The sequence below is a fragment of the Chryseobacterium lactis genome, from assembly GCF_003815875.1.
In the GTDB taxonomy this organism is placed as follows: Bacteria; Bacteroidota; Bacteroidia; order Flavobacteriales; family Weeksellaceae; genus Chryseobacterium; species Chryseobacterium lactis.
In genome coordinates, this window is sequence record NZ_CP033924.1 from 561,955 (window position 1) to 584,283 (window position 22,329).

At 36.7% G+C, this 22,329-nt stretch carries 19 protein-coding genes; 12 read left to right on the forward strand and 7 right to left on the reverse strand.

Annotation, left to right across the window (positions count from 1 at the left end; all coding sequences use genetic code 11):
• The first annotated feature begins 151 nt into the window (after window positions 1–151).
• The 3 genes from EG342_RS02460 to EG342_RS02470 all read left to right on the forward strand — a co-directional run bounded on the left by EG342_RS02460 (window position 152) and on the right by EG342_RS02470 (window position 2,062).
• The gene (locus EG342_RS02460) at window positions 152–667 is read left to right on the forward strand and encodes a hypothetical protein (RefSeq protein ID WP_103291867.1); all 516 of its coding nucleotides are present in this window, start codon (window positions 152–154) and stop codon (window positions 665–667) included.
• Between the two features lie 240 nt (window positions 668–907).
• Window positions 908–1,672, forward strand: a complete 765-nt coding sequence (locus EG342_RS02465) for a hypothetical protein (RefSeq protein WP_123868018.1) — start codon at window positions 908–910, stop codon at window positions 1,670–1,672.
• A 90-nt stretch (window positions 1,673–1,762) separates the two neighbouring features.
• Window positions 1,763–2,062 carry a hypothetical protein gene (locus EG342_RS02470; protein WP_103291865.1) on the forward strand — a complete coding sequence of 100 codons (300 nt, stop codon included), beginning with the start codon at window positions 1,763–1,765 and terminating at the stop codon, window positions 2,060–2,062.
• 35 nt (window positions 2,063–2,097) lie between these two features.
• Here EG342_RS02470 and EG342_RS02475 read toward each other — a convergent pair whose 3' ends face one another.
• The 3 genes from EG342_RS02475 to EG342_RS02485 form a co-directional block, all read right to left on the reverse strand.
• Complete coding sequence (locus EG342_RS02475) at window positions 2,098–2,892, reverse strand: helix-turn-helix domain-containing protein (protein ID WP_103291864.1); 795 nt, start codon at window positions 2,890–2,892, stop codon at window positions 2,098–2,100.
• A gap of 72 nt (window positions 2,893–2,964) precedes the next feature.
• On the reverse strand, window positions 2,965–4,380 hold the full coding sequence (locus EG342_RS02480; protein WP_103291863.1) for an aldehyde dehydrogenase family protein: 1,416 nt from the start codon (window positions 4,378–4,380) through the stop codon (window positions 2,965–2,967).
• A 150-nt stretch (window positions 4,381–4,530) separates the two neighbouring features.
• Window positions 4,531–5,085: an NADPH-dependent FMN reductase gene (locus EG342_RS02485; protein WP_103292159.1), complete on the reverse strand. Its 555-nt coding sequence runs from the start codon at window positions 5,083–5,085 to the stop codon at window positions 4,531–4,533.
• A gap of 431 nt (window positions 5,086–5,516) precedes the next feature.
• Between EG342_RS02485 and EG342_RS02490 the strand changes: the two genes are divergently transcribed.
• The 5 genes from EG342_RS02490 to pyk are packed head-to-tail and all read left to right on the forward strand — an operon-like array spanning window position 5,517 to window position 9,698.
• Window positions 5,517–5,756, forward strand: a complete 240-nt coding sequence (locus EG342_RS02490) for an acyl carrier protein (RefSeq protein ID WP_002976354.1) — start codon at window positions 5,517–5,519, stop codon at window positions 5,754–5,756.
• A 34-nt stretch (window positions 5,757–5,790) separates the two neighbouring features.
• Complete coding sequence (gene fabF / locus EG342_RS02495; RefSeq protein WP_103291862.1) at window positions 5,791–7,035, forward strand: beta-ketoacyl-ACP synthase II; 1,245 nt, start codon at window positions 5,791–5,793, stop codon at window positions 7,033–7,035.
• 9 nt (window positions 7,036–7,044) lie between these two features.
• Window positions 7,045–7,809, forward strand: coding sequence for a ribonuclease III (rnc, locus tag EG342_RS02500; RefSeq protein WP_103291861.1), 765 nt, complete (start codon window positions 7,045–7,047; stop codon window positions 7,807–7,809).
• Window positions 7,787–8,260 (forward strand): IPExxxVDY family protein, encoded by a 474-nt coding sequence (locus EG342_RS02505; protein WP_103291860.1) that lies wholly within the window; start codon window positions 7,787–7,789, stop codon window positions 8,258–8,260. The genes rnc and EG342_RS02505 overlap by 23 nt, the downstream gene beginning before the upstream one ends.
• Entirely contained in the window at window positions 8,253–9,698 is a 1,446-nt protein-coding gene (gene pyk, locus EG342_RS02510) for a pyruvate kinase (protein WP_103291859.1), read from the forward strand. The genes EG342_RS02505 and pyk overlap by 8 nt, the downstream gene beginning before the upstream one ends.
• 252 nt (window positions 9,699–9,950) lie before the next feature.
• On the opposite strand, the gene EG342_RS02515 is transcribed toward pyk, so the two are convergent.
• The 3 genes from EG342_RS02515 to hutI all read right to left on the reverse strand — a co-directional run bounded on the left by EG342_RS02515 (window position 9,951) and on the right by hutI (window position 13,714).
• The gene (locus EG342_RS02515) at window positions 9,951–11,243 is read right to left on the reverse strand and encodes an aldehyde dehydrogenase family protein (protein ID WP_103291858.1); all 1,293 of its coding nucleotides are present in this window, start codon (window positions 11,241–11,243) and stop codon (window positions 9,951–9,953) included.
• A 138-nt stretch (window positions 11,244–11,381) separates the two neighbouring features.
• Window positions 11,382–12,305 carry a formimidoylglutamase gene (gene hutG, locus EG342_RS02520; RefSeq protein ID WP_103291857.1) on the reverse strand — a complete coding sequence of 308 codons (924 nt, stop codon included), beginning with the start codon at window positions 12,303–12,305 and terminating at the stop codon, window positions 11,382–11,384.
• A 185-nt stretch (window positions 12,306–12,490) separates the two neighbouring features.
• The gene (hutI, locus tag EG342_RS02525; protein ID WP_103291856.1) at window positions 12,491–13,714 is read right to left on the reverse strand and encodes an imidazolonepropionase; all 1,224 of its coding nucleotides are present in this window, start codon (window positions 13,712–13,714) and stop codon (window positions 12,491–12,493) included.
• 301 nt (window positions 13,715–14,015) lie between these two features.
• On the opposite strand from hutI, the gene ruvB reads away from it, so the two are divergent.
• From ruvB to coaE, 4 genes are read left to right on the forward strand one after another with little or no spacing between them, the layout of a single operon-like run.
• Window positions 14,016–15,038, forward strand: coding sequence for a Holliday junction branch migration DNA helicase RuvB (ruvB, locus tag EG342_RS02530; RefSeq protein WP_103291855.1), 1,023 nt, complete (start codon window positions 14,016–14,018; stop codon window positions 15,036–15,038).
• A 28-nt stretch (window positions 15,039–15,066) separates the two neighbouring features.
• A complete protein-coding gene (locus EG342_RS02535) occupies window positions 15,067–15,678 on the forward strand; it encodes an FMN-binding negative transcriptional regulator (RefSeq protein ID WP_103291854.1) in 612 nt (203 codons plus the stop codon).
• A gap of 12 nt (window positions 15,679–15,690) precedes the next feature.
• Complete coding sequence (locus EG342_RS02540; RefSeq protein WP_103291853.1) at window positions 15,691–16,557, forward strand: MBL fold metallo-hydrolase; 867 nt, start codon at window positions 15,691–15,693, stop codon at window positions 16,555–16,557.
• A gap of 9 nt (window positions 16,558–16,566) precedes the next feature.
• Window positions 16,567–17,196: a dephospho-CoA kinase gene (gene coaE / locus EG342_RS02545; RefSeq protein ID WP_103291852.1), complete on the forward strand. Its 630-nt coding sequence runs from the start codon at window positions 16,567–16,569 to the stop codon at window positions 17,194–17,196.
• Between the two features lie 68 nt (window positions 17,197–17,264).
• Here the strand turns inward: coaE and EG342_RS02550 are convergent, their stop codons facing one another.
• Window positions 17,265–22,262 carry a GEVED domain-containing protein gene (locus EG342_RS02550; protein ID WP_103291851.1) on the reverse strand — a complete coding sequence of 1,666 codons (4,998 nt, stop codon included), beginning with the start codon at window positions 22,260–22,262 and terminating at the stop codon, window positions 17,265–17,267.
• Between the last annotated feature and the right edge of the window lie 67 nt (window positions 22,263–22,329).

Sequence of the window (22,329 nt, forward strand, 5' to 3'; positions counted from 1 at the left end):
ATAACATTGAAAAGAATTAATAAATAAAGTTTATACGGAATTTAAAGTTAAATCTGAAAAAAATCACTCATATAAAATCCTTTTTTGAAGACAAGCAATTTGAATTCAAAAAAAACTATTGCAAACAATCATGAATAGTAAAAAATAAATAATGAAAAAACAATTCTTAATGATGATATTATCTGCATTTTGTTTTTTAAACTGTAATCCTTTATATAGACAATATAAAGACCTTACATTAGTTAACCAGCAAAAAAAATTTAGCCATATAACTAAAAGCCAGGTTAAAAAAATTTTAAGTAAATACAATAAAAAACAAAGCTTATTTATAATATCATGGGAAAATAATATTTTTAATAAAAAAAAACTTGTTTTTAATGCTATAATGTATGACAATGAATCCAAAAATATTGAATACATCTATAATAATTCCGAAAAACAGGATGAAATCATTTTTTCAAATCAAAATCCTTCTAATAAATTTAATAGCGAATTATTTATTCTAGACAATTATATAAGAGGAAAAGAAGATTATTTACTCTCACTTCATGATTCTTTTAGCAGTTCAGAAATTGGCAGCTATTTTTATTTATATGATTTTACAAAAAATAAGAGATTAAAAATTAGTGCTATTGCTTTTGATGAAAATGATAAATTGATACAATAGAACCCTTTAGTCTACCTAGATAAACACTTTGTTCGTTATACTGAATAAAACAAAAACCACTGCGAATACAGTGGTTTTTATTATTAAATTTTATAGAACCGCTATATTTACCAGTACAACGACCATCTGGGAAATACTAGGGTAAGTTTCACAAGAAACAGCGCAGGATGAATCACTTGAAAACAGTAAATGTTTATTCTGGCAGGGAAGATAAGTACATTACTCAGTAAACAATTAAATATGAGCTTAACAGTAACAGATATAGACAGCGATTATCAGTGTTTAATTGATAATAAAGATTTTACCGCCGTGAATTTTCCTACTAAAGAGGCCGTTAAAATTTACGGGAGTAGTTATGATAGACTAAGAGATAAGAATACATTAAAACGTGAAATTGAAGATATAATAGGATTTAAAGATGAGCAATTAGACTCATGTGAAGCAATAGAAAATTTTCTGGTTTTTAGCTATTATTTACTAAAAACAAATAACAAGTTGGTTGTGTTTACAGCAGGATTATCTTATAACTCTATTGATCACTATATTAAAATAATGGGAATTATCCTGCCTAAGTTGGATAATCGTATATTATATGTTGTCAAAAATTTCTCTGATATTAATGAATCAAAATTAACTGATCTCTATATACACATCCATAAAATTGAAAAAGAAATTGTATTTAATTTTATGCAAAAATGGTTAATCGGATTTAAACCTAAAGATATTTTTTTTACATATCCACAATATTTTGGAAAAATAGAGTTTGAAACTGATGATTATTCTGAAATGCTTTCGTTTATTTTATCTAAAACAAACAGGCATTATGAATTCTATTTTATTAATAAAAATAATTCTCAATATCCCAAAGGTATGGTTATTATTAATAATAATTCCCTGTATTTGGGAATCGGGGTTAATTCAATGTATGAAAAGAATCTCATTGATAAGCTATCTGAAGAATATATTAAAACTCCGATTATTTGTAATGGGACATTCCCTTATTAATAGATTCTGTCATATCTAAAATCTAGTGATTACAGCTTTTCAATAGTTACTTCCTGAATCTGCTGGTAATACTCAATAAATAAATATCACATGGAAAATAAAATAGAAATTCAAAAAGAAGATTTAAAACAAATCCTTTTCATTTTAATGAATAAGTTGGAAGCTTCCAGTAACAATACGTTTTTATTAAATAAAGATTTATATTGGAATATTCCAGATGAGGAATTATATGATGTCTACAAAGAACCAAAAGATCTAACTATTGGAAGTTTAGCAGAGGATTGGGAATTTCTTCAAAAAGTTTTGAAAAGAGAAAGAGAAGTAATAGAATATGATTTTACTAAAATATCTGATATTCTAAAACTAATAGGACAAACATCACTTGTTTAACATCAACCTCACATAAATATAGAAATGCATCAATACTATAAAACCAGCTTACTGGGCGCCAACCCAAATTGCTTTTTAAAGGCAAACGAAAAATGAGAAAGGTCTTCAAAGCCGAGATCAAGATATATATCTGACACTTTTTTCCCTTTTTCCAAAAGATATCTTGCTTCCTGCAGTCTTTTTTGAAGGAGCCATTTTCCCGGAGCCGTTCCGAATATTTTTGCAAAATCCCTTTTAAAAGCAGCCAGACTTCTTCCTGTCAGATAAGCAAAACGATCCAGTTTTACATTAAAATGATAATTCTTCAGCATAAATTCTTCAAGATTGATTTTATAAGGATCCGAAATATCATACACTATATTTTTCAATGACTCATCATGTCCGAATAAAAGCAATAAAGCTTCTTTTTGTTTTAATAATGCCAGTTCCAGAGATCTATTTTCAAGAAGATCCTGATACTGCAGTAAAGATTCCATGAAATATTTCAAATGCGGAATAGAAGAAAGATCTACAAAAACAGGATTCCTGACTTTTTCATCTACTTCGAAGTGATCCTGAGCCTTCATTTGCTTGAGCATTTCATCATCAAACCTTATCGATAAAGATTTAAACTCGGATTCTTCACCCGGCCTTTTTAAGAATTTCAGAAGTTGGTTTTTTCTTACAAGATATATATCTCCACTTTTAAAAACCTTCCGATGCTCCCCGTCATTAAGTTCCATTTCTCCTGAAATCACCATGGATAATGCATTGTATGAAACAAACTGTTCTCCCTCACGAAAAACCGTAAAGTAACAGGAGTAGTTGATGTAATCTAAATTTTCAGACATTGTAATCCTTTTAATAAAGCCAGGACAAAATTGAAACTGCCCTGACTGTTAAATATAATATTTTTAATTGTTTTATACCAAAACAGACTTCGCTTCCAGGTATTCTTCCAATCCATATTCTCCAAACTCTCTTCCGATTCCCGATTGTTTAAAGCCTCCGAATGGTGCCAACGGATCATGTTTAAAACCGTTAATACAAACCCTGCCCGCCTCTATTTGTGAAGCCACTTTCAATGCACGGTTTTCATCAGAAGAAGAAATGTAGGCTGCCAATCCATAAGCCGTATCATTAGCAATCGCAATCGCTTCCTCTTCATCATGATAGGGAATAATTGAAAGAACAGGTCCAAAAATTTCCTCCTGAGCGATTCGCATATTGTTCTGAACATTCGTGAAAATAGTTGCTTTAACAAAATTTCCGGTTTCAAAACCTTCCGGCTTACCAATGCCGCCAATTAATAATTCTGCTCCTTCTTCTACTCCAATCCGAATATAATTTTGTACCCGCTGATATTGTTTCTCAGACACCATAGGTCCTACATTCGTTTCTTCATTTGTAGGATTACCCACTACAACCTGCATGGCAGCAGCCTTTGCAATCTCATTAACCTCTCCTATTTTTGACCGGGGAACCAGCAATCTTGTAGGCGCAATGCATGCCTGTCCACTATTCATATACGCTCCGAAAACAGCCTGAGGAATCACTTTGCTCAAATCAGCATCATCAAGAATAATGTTGGGCGATTTCCCTCCAAGCTCCAGCGTCACCCTCTTCATAGAATCTACCGCTCCTTTGGCAATCATCTTTCCTGTCTGAGTAGAACCGGTAAATGATATTTTGGCAATATCGGCACTCTTTACCATTTCACTTCCAACCACATTTCCTAACCCATTAACCAGATTAAAAATACCCTTTGGAAGCCCGGCATCATGAAAACATTCAAGAATAACCTGAGTTTGCAGCGCACTCATTTCACTCGGCTTTACCACCACCGTACAACCTGCAGCAACTGCTGTAGCAAACTTATTGCAAATAAAACCATTACTGGAATTCCAGGGAGTAATAATCCCCACCACTCCTACCGGTGTCATTTGAACCTGAGTATTTCCGGCCTTTCTGGTAAACTGAAAATGACGCAGAGTTTCTATCATACTGCTAAAACCACTCACCATATTCTGAAAACTTGCCGTACAAAACTGTCGGGTTCCTCCATATTCCAGGATCATAGTTTCTATAAGATCTGTTTCACGACTTTCAACTGCTTTTTGTAATTTTTCAAGGATAGCAATACGTTCTTCAATAGTTGTTCTGGAGAATGTTTTAAAAGCATCTTTTGCAGCAGCAATCGCTTTCTGGGTATCCATTTCGTCTCCCAATACCACTTCACCAATTTTTTGGTTGTTTGACGGGTTGATCAGATCAAAAATTTCATTTCCGTTCAACGCGGAAAATTCGCCGTTTATATAGGCTTTGTCTATACGTTTCATCTCTATTTATTTTAATTTTACAGGACAAAGTTCCGACAAATACATCCTTATTATTTTGTTGAAAAGCTCAATGTAACTTTGTTAAAAAGCTCAAAAAAAACCACCGAACTATTCAGTGGTATTTATTTTAACGTACTTATTAATGCTATTTTATTTATTCTTTTTAAACCATTCAATGTAGGCATCGACTGCTTTCTGCAAAAAATCTTTAGTATCCTTATCATTTAAATTCCCGTTTTCATCTAACATTTTGTTGATATGAGGCAAATAAACCTCAGGTTGCTGCATCGTTGGAATATTAAGAAAGACAAGGCTTTGTCTCAAATGATGATTCGCTCCAAAAGCCGATAAATTCCCGGGTGAATTGCTGAAGACAGCTCCCGGTTTTCCATTCCATACACTTTTCCCCGATGGCCTGGAGCCAATATCAATGGCATTTTTCAAAGCAGCAGGTACAGACCGGTTGTGTTCAGGAGTAATAAAAATCACCCCTTCAATACTTCTGATTTCTTCTCTAAACTTTACATAAGATTCCGGAACATTATTGTAATCATCAAAATCCTGATTGTATACAGGTAAATCTTCAATGGAAATAATTTTAAATTCAAATCCTTCGGGAGCCATGTCAATAAGAGCCCATGCTATTTTTTTGGAGAAAGATTCTTTACGTAAGCTTCCTGCGATAAGTCCGATTACTGTATTCATAGACATATTATTTAAGTGATTATAATGCATCTACAGCAAAAACAGTGCGGGAATATAATATAACTCTTACGACATAAGGAAAAGACTCGTAAAGAATTCTTTCATTTTAAAAGCTTTCAACATAGTTAATATCCCAATTTCACGATGGGTAAATAAAGAACAAATGATAGACTTATTCACTTCTTATCTGCTCAGCATGGCGAAAACCATCCCTTTCAAAAACAAAATCATCTTCATAAGAAGTCAACTTACCTTCAATTTTAAAATAAACACTTCTCTTCCATCTTATTATAAAACACTGAAAACTAAAACACTAAAACTTCATCACCTAAAATGAAGACCTCCCATCCACAAAAAAGACTAAAAAAATGTTTTATCGTAAAGAATTTTATATATTTGCACCATCTAACAATTAAAAAAAATAATTTACTATGTCAGACATTGCATCAAGAGTAAAAGCTATCATCGCTGATAAGCTTGACGTTGAAGAAACAGAAGTAACTCCTGAAGCTAGCTTCACTAACGATTTAGGAGCTGATTCACTAGATACAGTTGAGTTAATCATGGAATTCGAAAAAGAATTTAACATTCAAATCCCAGATGACCAAGCTGAAAAAATTACTACTGTAGGACACGCTATCGCTTACATCGAAGAAGTAGTAAATAAATAATATTCTTCAACAAAAAAGAAATTAAACAAAGTTTATGGAATTAAAAAGAGTAGTTGTAACCGGATTTGGAGCAATAACACCGATTGGAAATAATGCAAAAGAATACTGGGAAAATCTTGTAAAAGGTGAGAGCGGTGCCGCTCCGATTACTCTTTTTGATGCCACAAACTTTAAGACAAAGTTCGCTTGTGAAGTGAAAGATTTCGATCCATTGCAGCATTTCGATAAGAAAGAAGCAAAAAAAATGGACCGAAACACCCAGTTGGGGCTTGTTGCAGCAAGAGAAGCTGTAGCACATTCCAGAATTATTGAAGACAATGTAGATAAAAACAGAGTCGGCGTAATTTGGGGTTCCGGAATCGGAGGTTTAGAGACTTTTGAAACTGAAGTACTAGGATGGGCCAATACGGAAATTCCTAGATTCAATCCTTTCTTTATTCCTAAAATGATTGCGGATATTACTCCGGGACACATCTCTATCGAGTATGGTTTCCACGGACCCAATTATACTACTGTATCTGCATGTGCATCTTCAGCAAATGCTATAATTGATTCCAAAATGCTGATCCAGTTAGGAAAAGCTGATGTAATTGTGTGCGGAGGCTCAGAAGCTGCCGTTACTGCAAGTGGTGTCGGTGGATTCAATGCAATGATGGCACTTTCTACAAGAAATGACGATCCAAAAACAGCTTCAAGACCTTTTGACAAAGACAGAGACGGATTTGTATTAGGAGAAGGAGCAGGAACGATCATCCTTGAAGAATATGAGCACGCAGTAAAACGTGGTGCAACAATTTATGCAGAATTATTAGGAGGAGGTCTTAGTGCTGATGCACATCACATGACCGCTCCACATCCTGAAGGTCTTGGCGCTTATCTGGTAATGAAAAGTTGTCTGGAAGATGCTGGTTTAACTGCTGATGAAGTAGATCATATCAATATGCATGGTACTTCTACTCCATTAGGAGACATCGCAGAATCCAATGCAATTTCAAGATTATTAGGCGAGCATGCTTTTGACATTCAGATCAATTCTACAAAATCGATGACAGGTCACCTTCTAGGGGCGGCAGGTGTCATTGAAGCTATCGCTGCGTTAGGAACTATTATTCATGGTACTGTTCCTCCTACCATCAACCATTTTACTGATGATGAAAATATTGACAGCAGACTAAACTTTACGTTTAATACAGCTGTGAAGAAAGATGTAAAAGTAGCCATGAGCAATACTTTTGGATTTGGCGGGCATAACGCTTGCGTTCTATTTAAGAAAATCTAAATTCAATGAATGGAGTTACAGAAATACTTTTCTAAATTCCTTCTCAAAAAAAGAAAAAGACAATTAACGGAGAGAGACTATTTTCTCAGTACCGAGCTCAACAGAGTTTTGGGTACGGAGGTTCAAAATCTTGCTCTTTACCGTGAGGCTTTTTCTTTGAAAAATTCTTCTAAAAATCAAGACAGCAATTACGAAAGACTTGAATTTTTAGGAGATTCTGTTTTGGGTACAATTATTTCTTGTCATTTGTTCCAGACTTATCCTCAGGCTAATGAAGGATATCTGACACAGATGAAATCTAAGATTGTTAATAGGAAAAACCTTAATAAACTAGGAGAAGATCTCAAACTTACCAACCTTTTGCAAAAGCAAAACAGTTCTTCAGCTTTGGGTGAAAATATCTCCGGAAACTTATTTGAAGCCTTAATCGGTGCCGTTTACCTGGACTTCCACTATGATACTTGCAAAAAGATCATTATGGAAAAATTGCTGACGCCTTCCGAAATCAATAAGCTTGAAAATAAAATTGTAAGTTATAAAGGTTTGCTGCTGGAATGGAGCCAAAAGAAGAAGGTCAATATAAAATATGAAACCTGCGAAGAAATCCAGGTGAATAAATCGATCGTATTCAGGTGCCACGTTTGGTTAGGAGACGAAAAAATTGCCAATGCAACAGAAACGTCTAAGAAAAAAGCGGAGGAAAAGGCAGCACAAAGAGCATTTTATATCTTAAATAAAAAAGAAAATATACTTGGAAATTCAAAAACTTTATGATCTGGATGATATAGAATTTGAAGATATTGCCATAGGATTGGTAAGATTAGCAAAAGATATACCCGCTCACGAGTTTTTTTTCAAAATCAATCAAAATAACGACCTCAGTTTCTCAAGAAAAAAAGATCTTGTTTTTCATGGGGATTATTATGACTATTTTTTTCCGAGATATGAGGCCTACCACAAGTTTTCAAAGACTTGTTTTACTTTTATTTCAAACAAATCTTCTGAAAGTAAGCAAAAAAAAGTTCAAACCGAACTCTTTACAGAAGAAGAAAACATTAAATTTTTATTAAATAATCAGGTAGATGTAGAATATATTCTGCATAGTTCGGAACAGTTTCCTGATTTTTCCGTAATTTTGCTCCCTGAAAATCTTGTGTTTCCAATTCAAGATTATACACTGAGTTCTGAAGAGGAACTTTATCAAATTATCCAGTATTATGAATAAGTATTTAAAGAAGACAAAAATTATCGCAACACTAGGGCCGGCTTCATCATCGAAGGAGGTAATGTTAGATTTAATGAAGGCGGGTGTTGATATTTTCAGAATAAATTTTTCCCATGCAGATTACGACTTAGTTCGAAAAAATATTGATATAATTAGAGAACTAAACAGCGAGTACGGGTATTCGGTGGGTATCCTCGGAGACCTTCAGGGACCGAAGCTGAGAGTCGGTGTCGTAAAGGAAGGATCTTACCTGAACCCTGGAGACATTCTTACTTTCACCAATGAAAAGATGGAAGGAGATTCTACCAAAGTTTACATGACTTACCAACAGTTTCCTCAGGATGTAAAAGCAGGAGAAAGAATTCTTATTGACGACGGTAAGCTTGTATTGGAGGTTATTGAAACCAACGAAAAAGATACCGTAAAAGCTAAAACAATCCAGGGAGGACCTCTAAGTTCTAAAAAAGGAGTAAACCTACCTAACACGCAGGTTTCTCTTCCTGCATTGACGGAGAAAGATATTCAGGATGCCAACTTCATGATGGACATGGAAGTAGACTGGATCGCACTTTCTTTTGTTCGTCATGCCCAGGATATCATTGATTTAAAGGAATTAATTGCCAAGCATCCAAATGGTAAATTCAAAACTCCGATTATCGCGAAGATTGAAAAACCGGAAGGGGTTAAAAATATTGAAGAAATTCTTGTAGAATGTGACGGATTAATGGTTGCCCGTGGTGACCTTGGAGTAGAAGTTCCAATGGAAGAAGTTCCTGCCATCCAGAAAAATCTGGTAGAGAAAGCAAGATTCTATTCCAAACCGGTTATCATTGCTACCCAGATGATGGAAACCATGATCAACAGCTTGACGCCAACAAGGGCGGAAGTAAATGACGTTGCCAACTCTGTATTGGATGGTGCTGACGCTGTAATGCTTTCAGGGGAGACTTCTGTAGGAAGATATCCTGTACAGGTTGTGGAAAACATGGCTAAAATTGTAAAAAACATTGAGACCACTCATTTCTATCAACATAAAAATGAGCCCATCGAAAAAGATTATAACTGTATTGATGAGAGATTCATCACCAACAGAGTATGTCTTGCAGCGGTAAGAATTGCTAAAACAACGAATGTTTCGGCTATTGTAACTCTTACTCACTCTGGATATACAGCTTTCCAGCTTGCGGCTCACAGACCAAATTCTCAAATCATCGTGTACAGTGGAAATAAAAGGGTGATCACCATGTTGAACCTTCTTTGGGGTGTTCACGCGTATTATTATGATATGAAGAAGTCTACGGATGAAACCATCATTCAGGTTAATATGCTTACCCACAACTACGGGTATATTGAAACCGGAGATTTTGTTATCAACATTAACGCTACTCCATCCTATGAAGGCGGAAAGACAAATACATTAAGATTGACAACAGTATAAGCAATAAGCAATAAGCAATAAGCAATAAGCAATAAGCAATAAGCAATAAGCAATAAGCAATAAGCAAAATTACTTTTTGTCAAAGCATATAAAAAACTCCCGGAAATTAATTTCCGGGAGTTTTTATTGTCGTATTATAATATTGTGGACTCTGTCATTCTGAACACAAACCGGAGGTTTGCGAACGTAGTTCAGAAGTGCAGTGAAGAATCTCCGAGATTCCTCGGTTCCTCGGAATGACACTGTAAGGTTTTAGTTGCCTACGATAGTCTTTGCTGTCACAAACTCTTTTAAAGCCAGTAAAGAAAGCTCTGTCCCATATCCTGAACCCTTTGAGCCACCGAATGGGAAACGCGGGTCAGAACTGGTCATTCTGTTGATATTAACAGTGCCTGATTCAAGGTTTTCGATGAAGAATACCTGGCGGTCTTTATCCTTAGTCCAGACAGAATTAGAAAGTCCGAAAGGGATATCGTTGGCAATCTGTAGAGCTTCATCAGCATCTTTAGCAATCATAACCATTCCAAGAGGTCCGAAAAGCTCTTCTTTTAAAATTGGATTTCCTTCCTGAACCCTGATTAAACCTGGTTTAAATTGATTCTCTGAAATTCTTTCCAAAGGAATGATGATTTCCGCACCATTTTCCAATGCTCTGTTGAATTGGGCCTCCAACTCATCAGCAAGGTCAGGTCTTGCCATTCCGGCTAGTTTGGTGTCTTTACTAAAAGGATCACCAATCTCATATTTTTTATATTCTTCAATGAAAATAGGTAAAAATTCATTCTCAACCTTTTCATCAATGATAAATCTTTTAGCAGCAGTACAGGTTTGACCACAGTTTTGAAGCCTTGATTTTACTCCTGATTTTGCAGCTTCCTGCAGATCGGCATCCTCAAAAATGATAAAGGCATCGCTTCCGCCTAGTTCAAGTAAAGATTTTTTGATATTTAAACCAGCTATTGAAGCCACTTCTCCACCTGCTTTTCCACTCCCTGTAAGACTTACTCCTTTTACAGCATCATGTTCAAGAATTTCCTTTACGGCCTGATGTCCTACTTCTAAGTTCTGGAAAATACCTTCCGGAAAACCTGCTTCCAAAAGAGCTTCTTCGATCGCATTTCCACTTCCGAAACAAATTGATGCATGCTTCAAAACTACCGTATTTCCTGCCAAAATTGCAGGAGTAGCAAATCTCAACACCTGCCAGAAAGGAAAATTCCACGGCATCACCCCTAAAATCACCCCTTTTGGAACATAATGAACTTCAGAATAGGCAAATTCAGATGCTACTTTTTCAGGTTTTAAAATATTTTCAGCATCCGCATAATAATTCATCATTAAAGCACACTTCTCAACCTCGGCAATCGATTCTGAAATCGGTTTGTTCATCTCAGTAGTAATGATCCTTCCAAATTTTTCCGAATTATTTTTTAAAATTTCTGCTGCTTTTGCAATTAACTTCTGCCTTTCCTCAAACGGCACTTTTCTCCATGCTGAAAACGCTTTATCGGCTTTAACAAGCTTGCTTTCAATCAATTGTTCCATAATATAATTTCTGTTTTAAATTCAGCTAATGAATTTACGAGTGCCATTATTTTAAAAGCACGGATAAAATCAGCAAATTCTGTTCCTTAAGGGTAAATAAAATAGTGATTTTCTCTATCGGAAGAATATAATTTTATCTTACATCATTAGCCATTCATTCACCAGACATGCTGCCAGTCTTGCCGTCCTGTCCTGAATATCAAAAGACGGGTTTACCTCAGCTACATCCAGTGCAACCAGTTTTTTATTCTTTAAAATATGCCTGTAAAAATGCATAAAGGTTGCGTCTGCAAAGATACCATTATATGCGGAAGCAGAAACTCCCGGAGCGATAGATGCATTAAAAACATCCATACAAATGGTAAGATAGACGTAATCAACGTTGTTCAACAGGTCATCAATGCGTTGATAGATTGAAGAAAGATTTTCAAAAAAGAGCTCATCGGCAAGGATATATTTCATTCCATACTGATGCGCCGTATCGAAAAGTTTTAATGTATTTGAATTTCTCTGAATTCCGATGTGTAAAGAATTGATAGGACCCTCCTGCGCGATCTGCCAGAATCCCGTTCCGGAACTTGGACCTACACCATTTTCAGGTTGTCTGTTATCGAAATGAGCATCAATATTGATAATCCCAATCTTTTGTTCAGGAAAGGCAGTTTTTACGCCCAGATAATGGGCATAGGTAACTTCATGGCCTCCGCTTAGCACGAGAGATTTTCCGCCTTTTAAAAGTACTTTAGATACGTTTTTTGCAAGGTTATTCTGGGAACTTTCCAGGTTTCCGTCCTCGCAGGTAATATTTCCAAAATCCAGCATGGAGAAATCCGGAAGAATCACCGGAAAATTAGACATATTTTTCCTGATCACATCCGGAGCCTCTTTAGCTCCCTGACGGCCTTTGTTTCTCCTCACTCCCTCGTCCACAGCAAAGCCATGTAAAACGAAATCATTCGTTGAAATATTGTCGTAATTCTGTTCTTCTTTTACTCTCTGAAATAGCCTGTGGAAGAGAAGTTCTTCTCCATCCAATCTACCCTGCCAAATATTTTGAAACATAATTCTTTAAAAATTCAATTTTAGTCACATCATTATATCCAGTAAAGCTAGCTAATATTGTTTAGATATAAAAGCAGCTTTCAAATAATATGCAAAGACCTCGATATAAGAACGATAGGCCTATTTTCAGTCTTTACCTTGGTTGTTTATGTAAATTTCTCCTGCAAATCTTTAAAAGCTTGCCATTATATTTTTATCCCATTGATAAATACATTCTCGGCTTTTAAACTTCCCTGATTATAAAGTACATTCTGAAAATTATTCGTTTTAAAAGTAACAAAATCAGCTTTTTTGCCAGGTTCCAATACTCCTCTATCTTCCAGATTAAGAGCAAAGGCAGCACGAAAAGTCATTCCGGCTAATACCTCAGCAGTGGTCAACTTTTGGAAAGTAGCCAGAATGGAAGCTTGAGTAATTAAATTTCCCATCGGCGCTGAGCCCGGATTCCAGTCACTGGCAATTGCTACGATCGCTCCGGCATCCAAAAGTTTTCTTGCCGGAGTAAATTTTTCACCTAAGCCTAAACTTGCTCCCGGAAGTGCTGTTGCTACGGTATCCGATTGTGCTAGAAAATCAATATCTTCATCAATTGTTGCTTCCAGATGGTCCGCCGATTTTGCTCCTACTTCTACCGCTATTCTTGAGCTTCCCGGAGTAAACTGGTCAGCATGAACGGTAATTTCAAAACCTAAACCTTTCGTTTTAAGTAGAAATTCTTTACTTTCTTCAGGCTGGAAGGCCGATTTCTCAATAAAGATATCCACACGGTTGGCTAATTTTTCTTCTTTTACTTTTGGTAAAATTTCGGTAAGGATATACTCCAGATATTCAGGATTGCTTCCTTCAAAATCTCTCGGCTTCAAATGGGCTGAAAGGCATGTAGGAACTAAAGTCGCTTTCGTTGATTCCTGAGCTTTTTTAATGATTCGAAGCATTTTCAGCTCATTTTCCACATCCAGACCGTACCCACTCTTTACTTCAATAGTTGTAATTCCAAGATTAATAAGGAAGTTTATACGTTCTAATAAAGTGTTCAGCAGTTCTTCTTCTGAAGCATTTCTGGTATGTTGCACCGAACTCCAGATCCCGCCTCCGCTTTCTGCAATTTCCAGGTAAGTTTTCCCTGCATTACGCATGGCAAAATCATTGGCTCTGTTTCCACCGAAACAAATATGGGTATGTGAATCTACAAAAGCAGGAAGAATAACCTGTTCTCCTTCTATCAGTTCGATTTCTATGTTGGGATTTTCGGCTTTTAATGTTGCAAAATTCCCAATTTTCTGAATGACATTATTATCCACTACAATTCCTCCATCAGCAATAATTTCAAGTTGATCGTCGGTTAATTTTCCTCTTAATGGTAAGTTGGCAAGTGTTACTACCTGCTTGAAAGGTCCTATTAATTTCATGTATTTAGGCTAAAGGTTAGAAGATGAATGCTTTATTTAATTCTTTTTAATATCCGGAAACTTTTAGTACAACAAATTTTGTCATTTTGAAGACTTCCGGTCAAATTTAAATTTTATCATTCAAACTTTATATTTCCTCTCAAAAATACTTAAAATATCTCAATATAGTAAGTCTTAGCTCTCCTAATTCTCTGCCCTTACCTTGCATCAGCCTTAACTTCTGTCTTAATTCAACCTTTTCTCAATCTCGCCTTCAACCTTAGTCTAAATTTGTTATCTTTGAAGTAAATGAAATGAATTAATGCCAGATTTTTTACATCCAGATAAGGAAAACTACTCACGCGAGGAGCTGATGCAGGAAGAGCAAATCCGTCCCCAGAGCTTTAAAGATTTTGCGGGACAAAGAAAAACGCTGGAAAACCTTGAAGTTTTTGTTTCTGCAGCCAAAAGGCGAGGCGGAGCACTTGATCATGTACTGTTGCATGGTCCTCCGGGATTGGGGAAAACTACTTTAGCCAATATTATCGCTAATGAATTGGGAGTAAATTGTAAAATTACTTCAGGTCCTGTATTGGATAAACCGGGAAGTTTAGCAGGTTTATTGACCAATCTGGAAGAAAATGACGTTCTTTTCATCGATGAGATTCACCGTCTTTCTCCGGTAGTGGAAGAATATCTGTATTCTGCCATGGAAGATTATAAAATTGATATTATGCTGGAAACAGGCCCTAATGCGAGAAGTGTTCAGATTGGTCTGAATCCTTTTACCTTAGTAGGAGCCACCACCAGAAGTGGTATGCTGACGAAACCCATGCTTGCGAGATTTGGTATTCAAAGCAGACTGGAATACTATTCTATTGAACTTTTATCTGTGATCATTCAGAGAAGTGCAAGGGTTTTGGGAGTGGTCATTTATGAAGATGCAGCCATTGAAATTGCAAGAAGAAGCCGTGGAACACCAAGGATTGCTAATGCATTACTAAGAAGGGTACGCGATTTCGCAGAAATCAAGGGAAATGGTGAGATTGAAATCAACATTACCAAATATGCTTTAAATTCTCTTAATGTAGATGAATTCGGACTGGATGAAATGGATAACAAGATTATGCGTGTCATGATTGAAAACTTCAAAGGAAAGCCGGTTGGTATTTCTGCTCTTGCCACATCCATTGCCGAAAATCCGGAAACACTGGAAGAAGTATATGAACCATTTCTGATCCAGGAAGGATTTATTATCAGAACCCCGAGAGGAAGAGAAGTGACAGACAAAGCTTATAAACATTTGAATATTACCAGACCTAAAAACCCGGGAGAACTTTTCTGATTCAAAGTTTAATGTTAAATAAAAATTGATGTTTGTACCTAAATTATACAGGAGTGAAGACATACATGTGATGAAAGAAATTATCACAGAAAATTCTTTTGCTCTGTTGATTTCTTCTGTGGATAAGATTCGGGCCACACATTCTATGATGATATTGAATGAAGATGACCCGGAAAATGCTTATATTGAAACTCATATTTCAAGAGCAAATCCACAGGCGAAAAGTTTGAAAAACGGCGATGAAGTTCTTTGTGATTTTCTGGGAGCCCATACTTATATTTCAAGCAGCTGGTACAACCACATCAATGTTTCCACATGGAATTATGAGGCGGTTCAGATCTACGGAAAGGTTGAGTTAATGAATCATGATGAACTGTATCGTCATTTGGACAAATTAACATCCAAATACGAAAATTTCCAGCAATGCCCCATGATGGTGAAAGATATGGGAAATGAGTTTGTAGAAAAGGAAATGAAAGGGGCTTTCGGTCTTAAGATAATTCCGACAGAAATATTTATTAAGCAAAAGCTTTCTCAAAACAGAAAAGAAAATGATTTTCAAAACATTATTTCGCATCTGGAACAATCGGATGATGATGCCAGAAAAATTGCTGAAAAAATGAAATTAATAAAGAAATAATCAAAAATATATATGAAGTTATATCCAATACAATGTGGAAAATTTAAGCTGGACGGCGGCGCAATGTTCGGAGTCGTCCCAAAGAGTCTGTGGGAAAAAACGAACCCGGCAGACGAAAAAAATCTAATCGAATTGGGAACCCGTTCCCTTCTCATTGAAGACGGCAAAAAACTAATTCTAGTTGATTGTGGTCTTGGCAACAAACAAGATGATAAATTCTTTGGCCACTACTCTCTTTGGGGAGATGATAACCTGGATAAGAATTTAAAAAAATATGGTTTTGTAAAGGAGGATATCACCGATGTATTCCTTACTCATCTACACTTTGACCACTGTGGTGGCGCTATTGAATGGAATGATGACAAAACAGGTTATAGACCGGCCTTTAAGAATGCACATTTCTGGACAAATGAAAATCACTGGCAGTGGGCAACAGAGCCTAATGCAAGAGAGAAAGCAAGCTTCCTGAAGGAAAACATTCTTCCTATGCAGGAAAGCGGACAATTAAACTATTTGCCTCTTCCTACCACCGGAAATTACGGATTCGCCCCTGATTTGAAAATGGACGTCATCTTTGTGGATGGGCATACAGAAAAACAAATGCTTCCTGTTATCCAATATCAGGAAAAAACGATTGTTTTTGCAGCAGACCTTATTCCAACGGCAGGACATATTAACCCTGTCTATGTAATGGGATATGACACGAGACCTCTTTTAACAATGGAAGAAAAAGGAAAATTCCTGAAGCAATGTATTGATAATGAATATCTGTTGTTTTTCGAACATGATGCTCATCATGAGCTGGCAAGTCTTAAGATGACGGAAAAAGGAGTAAGACTGGATGAGACGTTTAGTTTTAACGATGTATTTGGATATTAATTATTAATTATGGAAGAGTTACATTCAGAAGTACAACAGCCGGAACCTGAGCCGGCGCCCAAGATCATAGGTTTAACAGGAGGAATAGGTTCAGGAAAAACGACTGTAGCGCGTTTTATTGAAGAGTTTGGATTCCCTGTCTATTATTCTGATGACAGATCAAAAACGATTGTCAACGAAAATGAAGAGCTAAAATTAAAGATTAAAGAATTATTGGGTGAAGCATCTTATGATGAAAATGGTCTATACAACAGAAAATTTGTAGCCGATAAAGTTTTCAACAACAGAGATTTACTTCATCAACTTAATGAAATTATCCATCCCGCAGTACGGATAGATTTTGAAAACTGGTTGAAAGGGCAAACCAAATACCTGGTTTTTAAAGAAACAGCATTATTATTTGAATTAAAACTTAACAGACAATGTTATAAATCTCTTTTGGTCACTGCTGAAGATAACATCAGAATCAAAAGAGTGATGGACAGAGACCACAAAACCTATCGTGAAGTGGAAGCTGTTATGGAAAAACAAATGCCGGAAAGAGATAAGATTAAAATGGCAGATTGTATCATTTATAACAACACCAATCTGGAAGAGCTGAAGGAACAGACTGAAAAGGTCATTTTTAATATTGAATAATTCCTTATCACAACATACAAATAAGCCCTCTTTTCGGAGGGCTTACTTTATTATTAAAAATCGAAGTATTATTCTTTGATAAATTTCTTTTGTGCAGTTTTGCCGTTATCATCAATATCTATTACATATACACCGTTTATCAATTTACTTACATTCACCTGGTTATTCAGAAGAATTCCATCAGTAATTATTTGTCCTACTGCATTGTAAATTTTGTATCTGGCTTTCTTACTGATATTTTTCACATATAATATTGAACTTACCGGATTAGGATAAATCAATATATCTGTCTGGTTGATAGGATTAGGCACTACTCTACCAGAAATTTTCACGGCATAATCTTCTACTTCTCCGTTTTTAAAGTTGAGACAGCTTACAGGAATGCCATCTCTTTCCATTGCCACTCTCATGATGACGTATTTATGAGCTGTCATGCTTAAAACAGCATCCACAGGGATATTAAATTTGCCAGACACAGGAGTTGTTTTATTTGGAGGTGAGGAAAATACCTTTTCATTAATATCAAACTCTCCGTTTCTGTTGAAATCGATCCAGACTGCGATTCCTTCATTATATGTACTTCCGGTCCATTTTTTCTCAATGACGATTTCATTATCGGTAGATCCCTGAATAACTTCTATCAATGCTTTTGGAATTCCTGAGTAATCCGTATAGGTTGAAGCTCCTGAGGCATTTTCCATGATTGGTTTTCCGTTTGGTTTTACAGTAACTTTAGCAATATGTTCACTTGCTGAACCTCCTGAAGCCATAGTACAATAAATTACCGTTGGAGTTGTAAAGTAATAAAGTGGAGTGAAAGCACCCGGAGTGCCATTACAAACATTAGCAACCTGCATTTCATATTTCGTCAGCTCCATCAATCCTGTCAATGTATAATTATTGGTATTCACGGAAATATTGGTCCAACTTGGAATACCCACTTTTCTATATCTCAGAATATAGGTGGCTCCCGGGAAAGGATCCCATTTGATTTCTGCAGAGGTAGGAAGCAACTGAGTGATCGTCAATCCCGGCGGAGGTATTTCACATGTTCTTTCTGTAGTAAATACCGCAGGATTTGAATAAGGATTCCAGGCTGTTTCTCCTTTACACTGATTCGCGATTTGTACTTCATAAGTTGTGTAAGGATCTAATCCGCTAAATGTGTAAGTATTAGCTGGGGCAGACGGCAGGGAAATATCAGGATTAGGCCAGGTAGTAACACCAACTTTCCTCCATCTCATGGTATAAGATACACCCGCTATGGTAGGATTCCAGGTAACTAAAGCAGAGTTTGCTGTAACAGCACTTACAGTAATAGTGGGCGGTGTTGGGTCACATCTCGTTGTAAATACACTAATCGGGGTAAATGTACCATTAGAAATTCCACAATTTGCAGCAACCTGCACTTCATAAGTCGTTGCCGGAAGTAAATTATTTAATGTATACGGAACATTAGCAACTGGCACACTAGTCCATGTCGCGGTTCCCTGTACTCTATATTGTAAAACATAGGTAAGATTATTAGTAGATCCTGTCCAGTTAATGATAACTGAGTTGTGAGTTATTGTGCTAAATGTCAGATTTGTTGGTGTTGTGGTACTACATGGCTTTAATCTTACCGCATAATCTTCAACCTCACCATTAATTGCATTCTGACACATGACCGGGTCATTTGTACGTCGCAAAACAACCCTCATCGTGGTTGTAAATGGTCCAGAATAGGCACCAGCAGGAACTCCAAATAAATTAGTAACAGGTGTGCTTGTACTTGCGGAAGAACTGATAATCTTTTCGGAATTATCAAACTGACCATCCCTGTTAAAATCAATCCATGCTGCAACTGCCGTATTACTTGTTGCACCTGTCCAACCTTTACCTACGGATATTTTATTATTGACTGAACCAAGTTCTAGTGTGATAAGTGTTTCAGGAGTAGTATAGCTGATATAATTAGTTTGAACAGAATTATTACTCATCGCAGGTAATCCCGGATTTATCGATGTAACAGTTACGTTTGCGATATGATCATTTGTTCCTGTACCTGTCATCGGACAATATACTAATATCGGAGTAGTAAATTGTTGCGTCGCAGAAAATGTTCCCTGGCTGCCATTACATTTTGTAGCTACCTGAACTTCATATTGGGTCTGCTCCATCAAACCTGAAATGGTATAATTATTTATAGGAGCCGGTACCGGATCTATGGTTGTCCAGGCTGTGGTACCTGCTTTTTTCCATCTCAGAATATAGGTTGCTCCGGTTGTTGCGGCCCACGACACATTTGCTGATGTAGGCGTAAGGTTACTAATTGTAATATTGGATGGTGCAGTGTTGGTGCATGCAGGCATATCAATAATTTTCACGGCATAGTCTTCTACTTCTCCATTGGTAAAACTACCACACTGGTTGGGATTATTTGTATCTCTCAATACCACACGCATACGGGTTGTAAGAGGTCCTGCATAAGCAGTCCCCGGCACAGTAAATGTGCCTGTTACAGGAGTAATTGTATTATTAAGTCCATTTAAAACTCTTTCGGAAGCATCAAAGGTTCCATTCTTATCAAAATCGATCCAGACACTTACTCCCTTACTGCTTGTAGTAGCAGGCCATGATTTTGCAACAGAGATATTGTTATTATTTGTTCCTCTGATTACGGTGATAAGTTTTGCTGCATCTGCAGAATAATCTGTATAATTATTAGCGCCGGAATTATTACTCATTGTGTAGGAATTGGTAGCTGCTACAGTTACATTTGAGATATATCCATTATCAGTACTGGTAGAAGTAGCTGCACAATACGGAGTCATAAATACTACTGGGGCAGAAAAATTCCCTGTCACTCCTGAGCATACATTGGCTACCTGAACTTCATAGTGCGTTCCTGGTGTTAAGCCGGTAATTGTCACAGTATTTGTAGCTGGAGCAGGGGTAACGGTTGTCCAGTTCGTTGTTCCTGCCAAACGATATTGTACAACGTAAGTTGCATTATATGACGCGTTCCAGGTAATTGTTGCAGAAGTCTGCGTCGTTGCTGTAACCTGAACACCCCCAGGAGGATTAGCTGAGCATACTGGCAGCGTATCGATAGAAGCCGTTCCCACAGCATAAAAAACATTATTAATAGCACTTACTCTGATTTTCGCTGTTCCACCTACCGTAAGAGGAAAGGAACTGAAATCCAGAGATTCGCTTCCATCATTGGGAGTGGAGGCCGAGACTACATTCCAGGTTGCGCCATTGTCGGTTGTAAAATCTATTTTAACATTGGCAGCACTATAAGGAGCTGCATTGGTATTTACAACATCCCAGGTTACAGTAGTCGGTCCATTATTATAAATAGTAGTAGGATTCACTTTGAAAGGCCCTTTATCACCAACAGTAATAGTTTGAACAGCAGTCTGAGTCTGTTGTTGGCTCGCTACCGGATTATTATCCCGTACTGTAATACCAAACTTGGAAGTTCTGGCCACTGTGGATACGGCTTCCCAAAGATTATTAGAATTATTTAAGACTCCTGCAAGGACAGAAGATAACCTGGGGAAATAACGGGTTGGGTTCGTAGTAGGCATTACAGACCTAAATGAAGGTCCTTCTACTGTAGTTCCTAAATTCAGTGCATTAATCGGTGTCGACATAAGATCAACCTCTTCCCAAGTATAAGTCATGGGATCATTTTCAGCATCTGTAACTGAAGCCGTTAAAACAAAAGCAGTCCCTTTAGGAATGGTATAAGTGGGAAGCGGACCAATGATCGGCGGATTATTTGTTACAGGAGTTTCTACATCACATGTTCTTTGTGCTAAAACTGTTTGGATATCATCAATGCTCTTTTTAAAAAAATAAGCATCATGCTGTTGCTGAACATTAAAAGTAGTCCCAGCAGGAGGCGTAACACCTTGATTATCCGCCACACCCGGATAACTCATAATTGTTGATCCTGAAGCCGGTTCCATCTGTGCCTGGTTCCCCTGATTTTGATAAGTAAAGGTATGATACCCGCCTAATTGGTGTCCCATTTCATGAGCTACAATAATATCAAATCTGTCCCCTTGCGGAGGAACATTAGGAAATGGAGATGTATAGCCAGAACCCTTTCCTCCACGTGTAGCCGGATCAGGGTTTCCATAATCTAAGCATACACAACCTATACAACCTGCAGACCCTCCTCCACTAGTAGGACTTGGTGTTCCAAATAAATGACCTATATCATAGTTAGCATTACCTACATTAGCGGTAAGAGTATTTCTTAATTCAGCATTCCAGCTATTACTGGAGGTTGGTGGAGAGTATGGATCAGTGTTCGGATTCGTATAAATTACATTTGGATAATTCTGTAAATTTAAATGTACAGCAAAATCTTTTTCAAAAATCCCATTAACTCTTGTAAGGGTAGCGTTAATTGCAGCTAAAGAACCTGCAACTGTACCACCAAAAAACTGGGTATACTCTCCGGTAACAGATATCGCTAATCTCAATGTTCTGTATTTCCGGTCTGATGATCTGGCAAAATCGGTGGGTCGATTTTTAAATGATTTCCCTTCCTGATAAAGCTTTTCAAGGTCTTTTTTACTGCTGATACTTTCTTCGGTGGAGCAAACAAAACCGGCCATACCTCCTTCTGTCATAGGGTGAACTTCATAAACTGTCTTACTAGTATTAGCAGGTTCTATGAATTCATAGCCCTGATCACTAAAAATCATAGACTGGAAATAATTAGGGGCTAGGCTAAAACGTAAATATCTTGAAGGATTATCAATCCCTACCCCTACATATGATCCCAACTGATATTGATCTGCCAGTTCTTTGACCACAACCGGAAAACTATACACTGCGAATTTTTCTATTTTTCCATTTAAAGTCGGTAAAGATATGGTAACAGGTTTTGCATTCCTTCCCGTTTCCTGTGCTTTTTCCAATTGAGACTTTAACAATGAAATATCTAAAGAATAATAGCTCTTAGCTTGTGAGCCTTCTTTCCCAGTGAATGTTGCCGGTGCCCATTGTGCATGAACAATTGCCAACAAATAAAGGAAAAAGAAAGAAGTAAAGATTTTCTTCATAATTTTTCTCTTAATTTTGTATTAATCTCACAAATCTAGCTATTTATCTAAGATAAAACAATTAAAA

Coding starts and splice junctions, on each gene's coding strand:
- EG342_RS02550 (WP_103291851.1), bottom strand. CDS start 22,262: ATGAAGAAAATCTTTACTTCTTTCTTTTTCCTTTATTTGTTGGCAATT.
- EG342_RS02470 (WP_103291865.1), top strand. CDS start 1,763: ATGGAAAATAAAATAGAAATTCAAAAAGAAGATTTAAAACAAATCCTT.
- EG342_RS02460 (WP_103291867.1), top strand. CDS start 152: ATGAAAAAACAATTCTTAATGATGATATTATCTGCATTTTGTTTTTTA.
- rnc (WP_103291861.1), top strand. CDS start 7,045: ATGGAGTTACAGAAATACTTTTCTAAATTCCTTCTCAAAAAAAGAAAA.
- hutI (WP_103291856.1), bottom strand. CDS start 13,714: ATGAAATTAATAGGACCTTTCAAGCAGGTAGTAACACTTGCCAACTTA.
- EG342_RS02480 (WP_103291863.1), bottom strand. CDS start 4,380: ATGAAACGTATAGACAAAGCCTATATAAACGGCGAATTTTCCGCGTTG.
- EG342_RS02540 (WP_103291853.1), top strand. CDS start 15,691: ATGAAGTTATATCCAATACAATGTGGAAAATTTAAGCTGGACGGCGGC.
- EG342_RS02535 (WP_103291854.1), top strand. CDS start 15,067: ATGTTTGTACCTAAATTATACAGGAGTGAAGACATACATGTGATGAAA.
- EG342_RS02485 (WP_103292159.1), bottom strand. CDS start 5,085: ATGAATACAGTAATCGGACTTATCGCAGGAAGCTTACGTAAAGAATCT.
- pyk (WP_103291859.1), top strand. CDS start 8,253: ATGAATAAGTATTTAAAGAAGACAAAAATTATCGCAACACTAGGGCCG.
- EG342_RS02490 (WP_002976354.1), top strand. CDS start 5,517: ATGTCAGACATTGCATCAAGAGTAAAAGCTATCATCGCTGATAAGCTT.
- coaE (WP_103291852.1), top strand. CDS start 16,567: ATGGAAGAGTTACATTCAGAAGTACAACAGCCGGAACCTGAGCCGGCG.
- EG342_RS02465 (WP_123868018.1), top strand. CDS start 908: ATGAGCTTAACAGTAACAGATATAGACAGCGATTATCAGTGTTTAATT.
- fabF (WP_103291862.1), top strand. CDS start 5,791: ATGGAATTAAAAAGAGTAGTTGTAACCGGATTTGGAGCAATAACACCG.
- EG342_RS02515 (WP_103291858.1), bottom strand. CDS start 11,243: ATGGAACAATTGATTGAAAGCAAGCTTGTTAAAGCCGATAAAGCGTTT.
- EG342_RS02475 (WP_103291864.1), bottom strand. CDS start 2,892: ATGTCTGAAAATTTAGATTACATCAACTACTCCTGTTACTTTACGGTT.
- ruvB (WP_103291855.1), top strand. CDS start 14,016: ATGCCAGATTTTTTACATCCAGATAAGGAAAACTACTCACGCGAGGAG.
- hutG (WP_103291857.1), bottom strand. CDS start 12,305: ATGTTTCAAAATATTTGGCAGGGTAGATTGGATGGAGAAGAACTTCTC.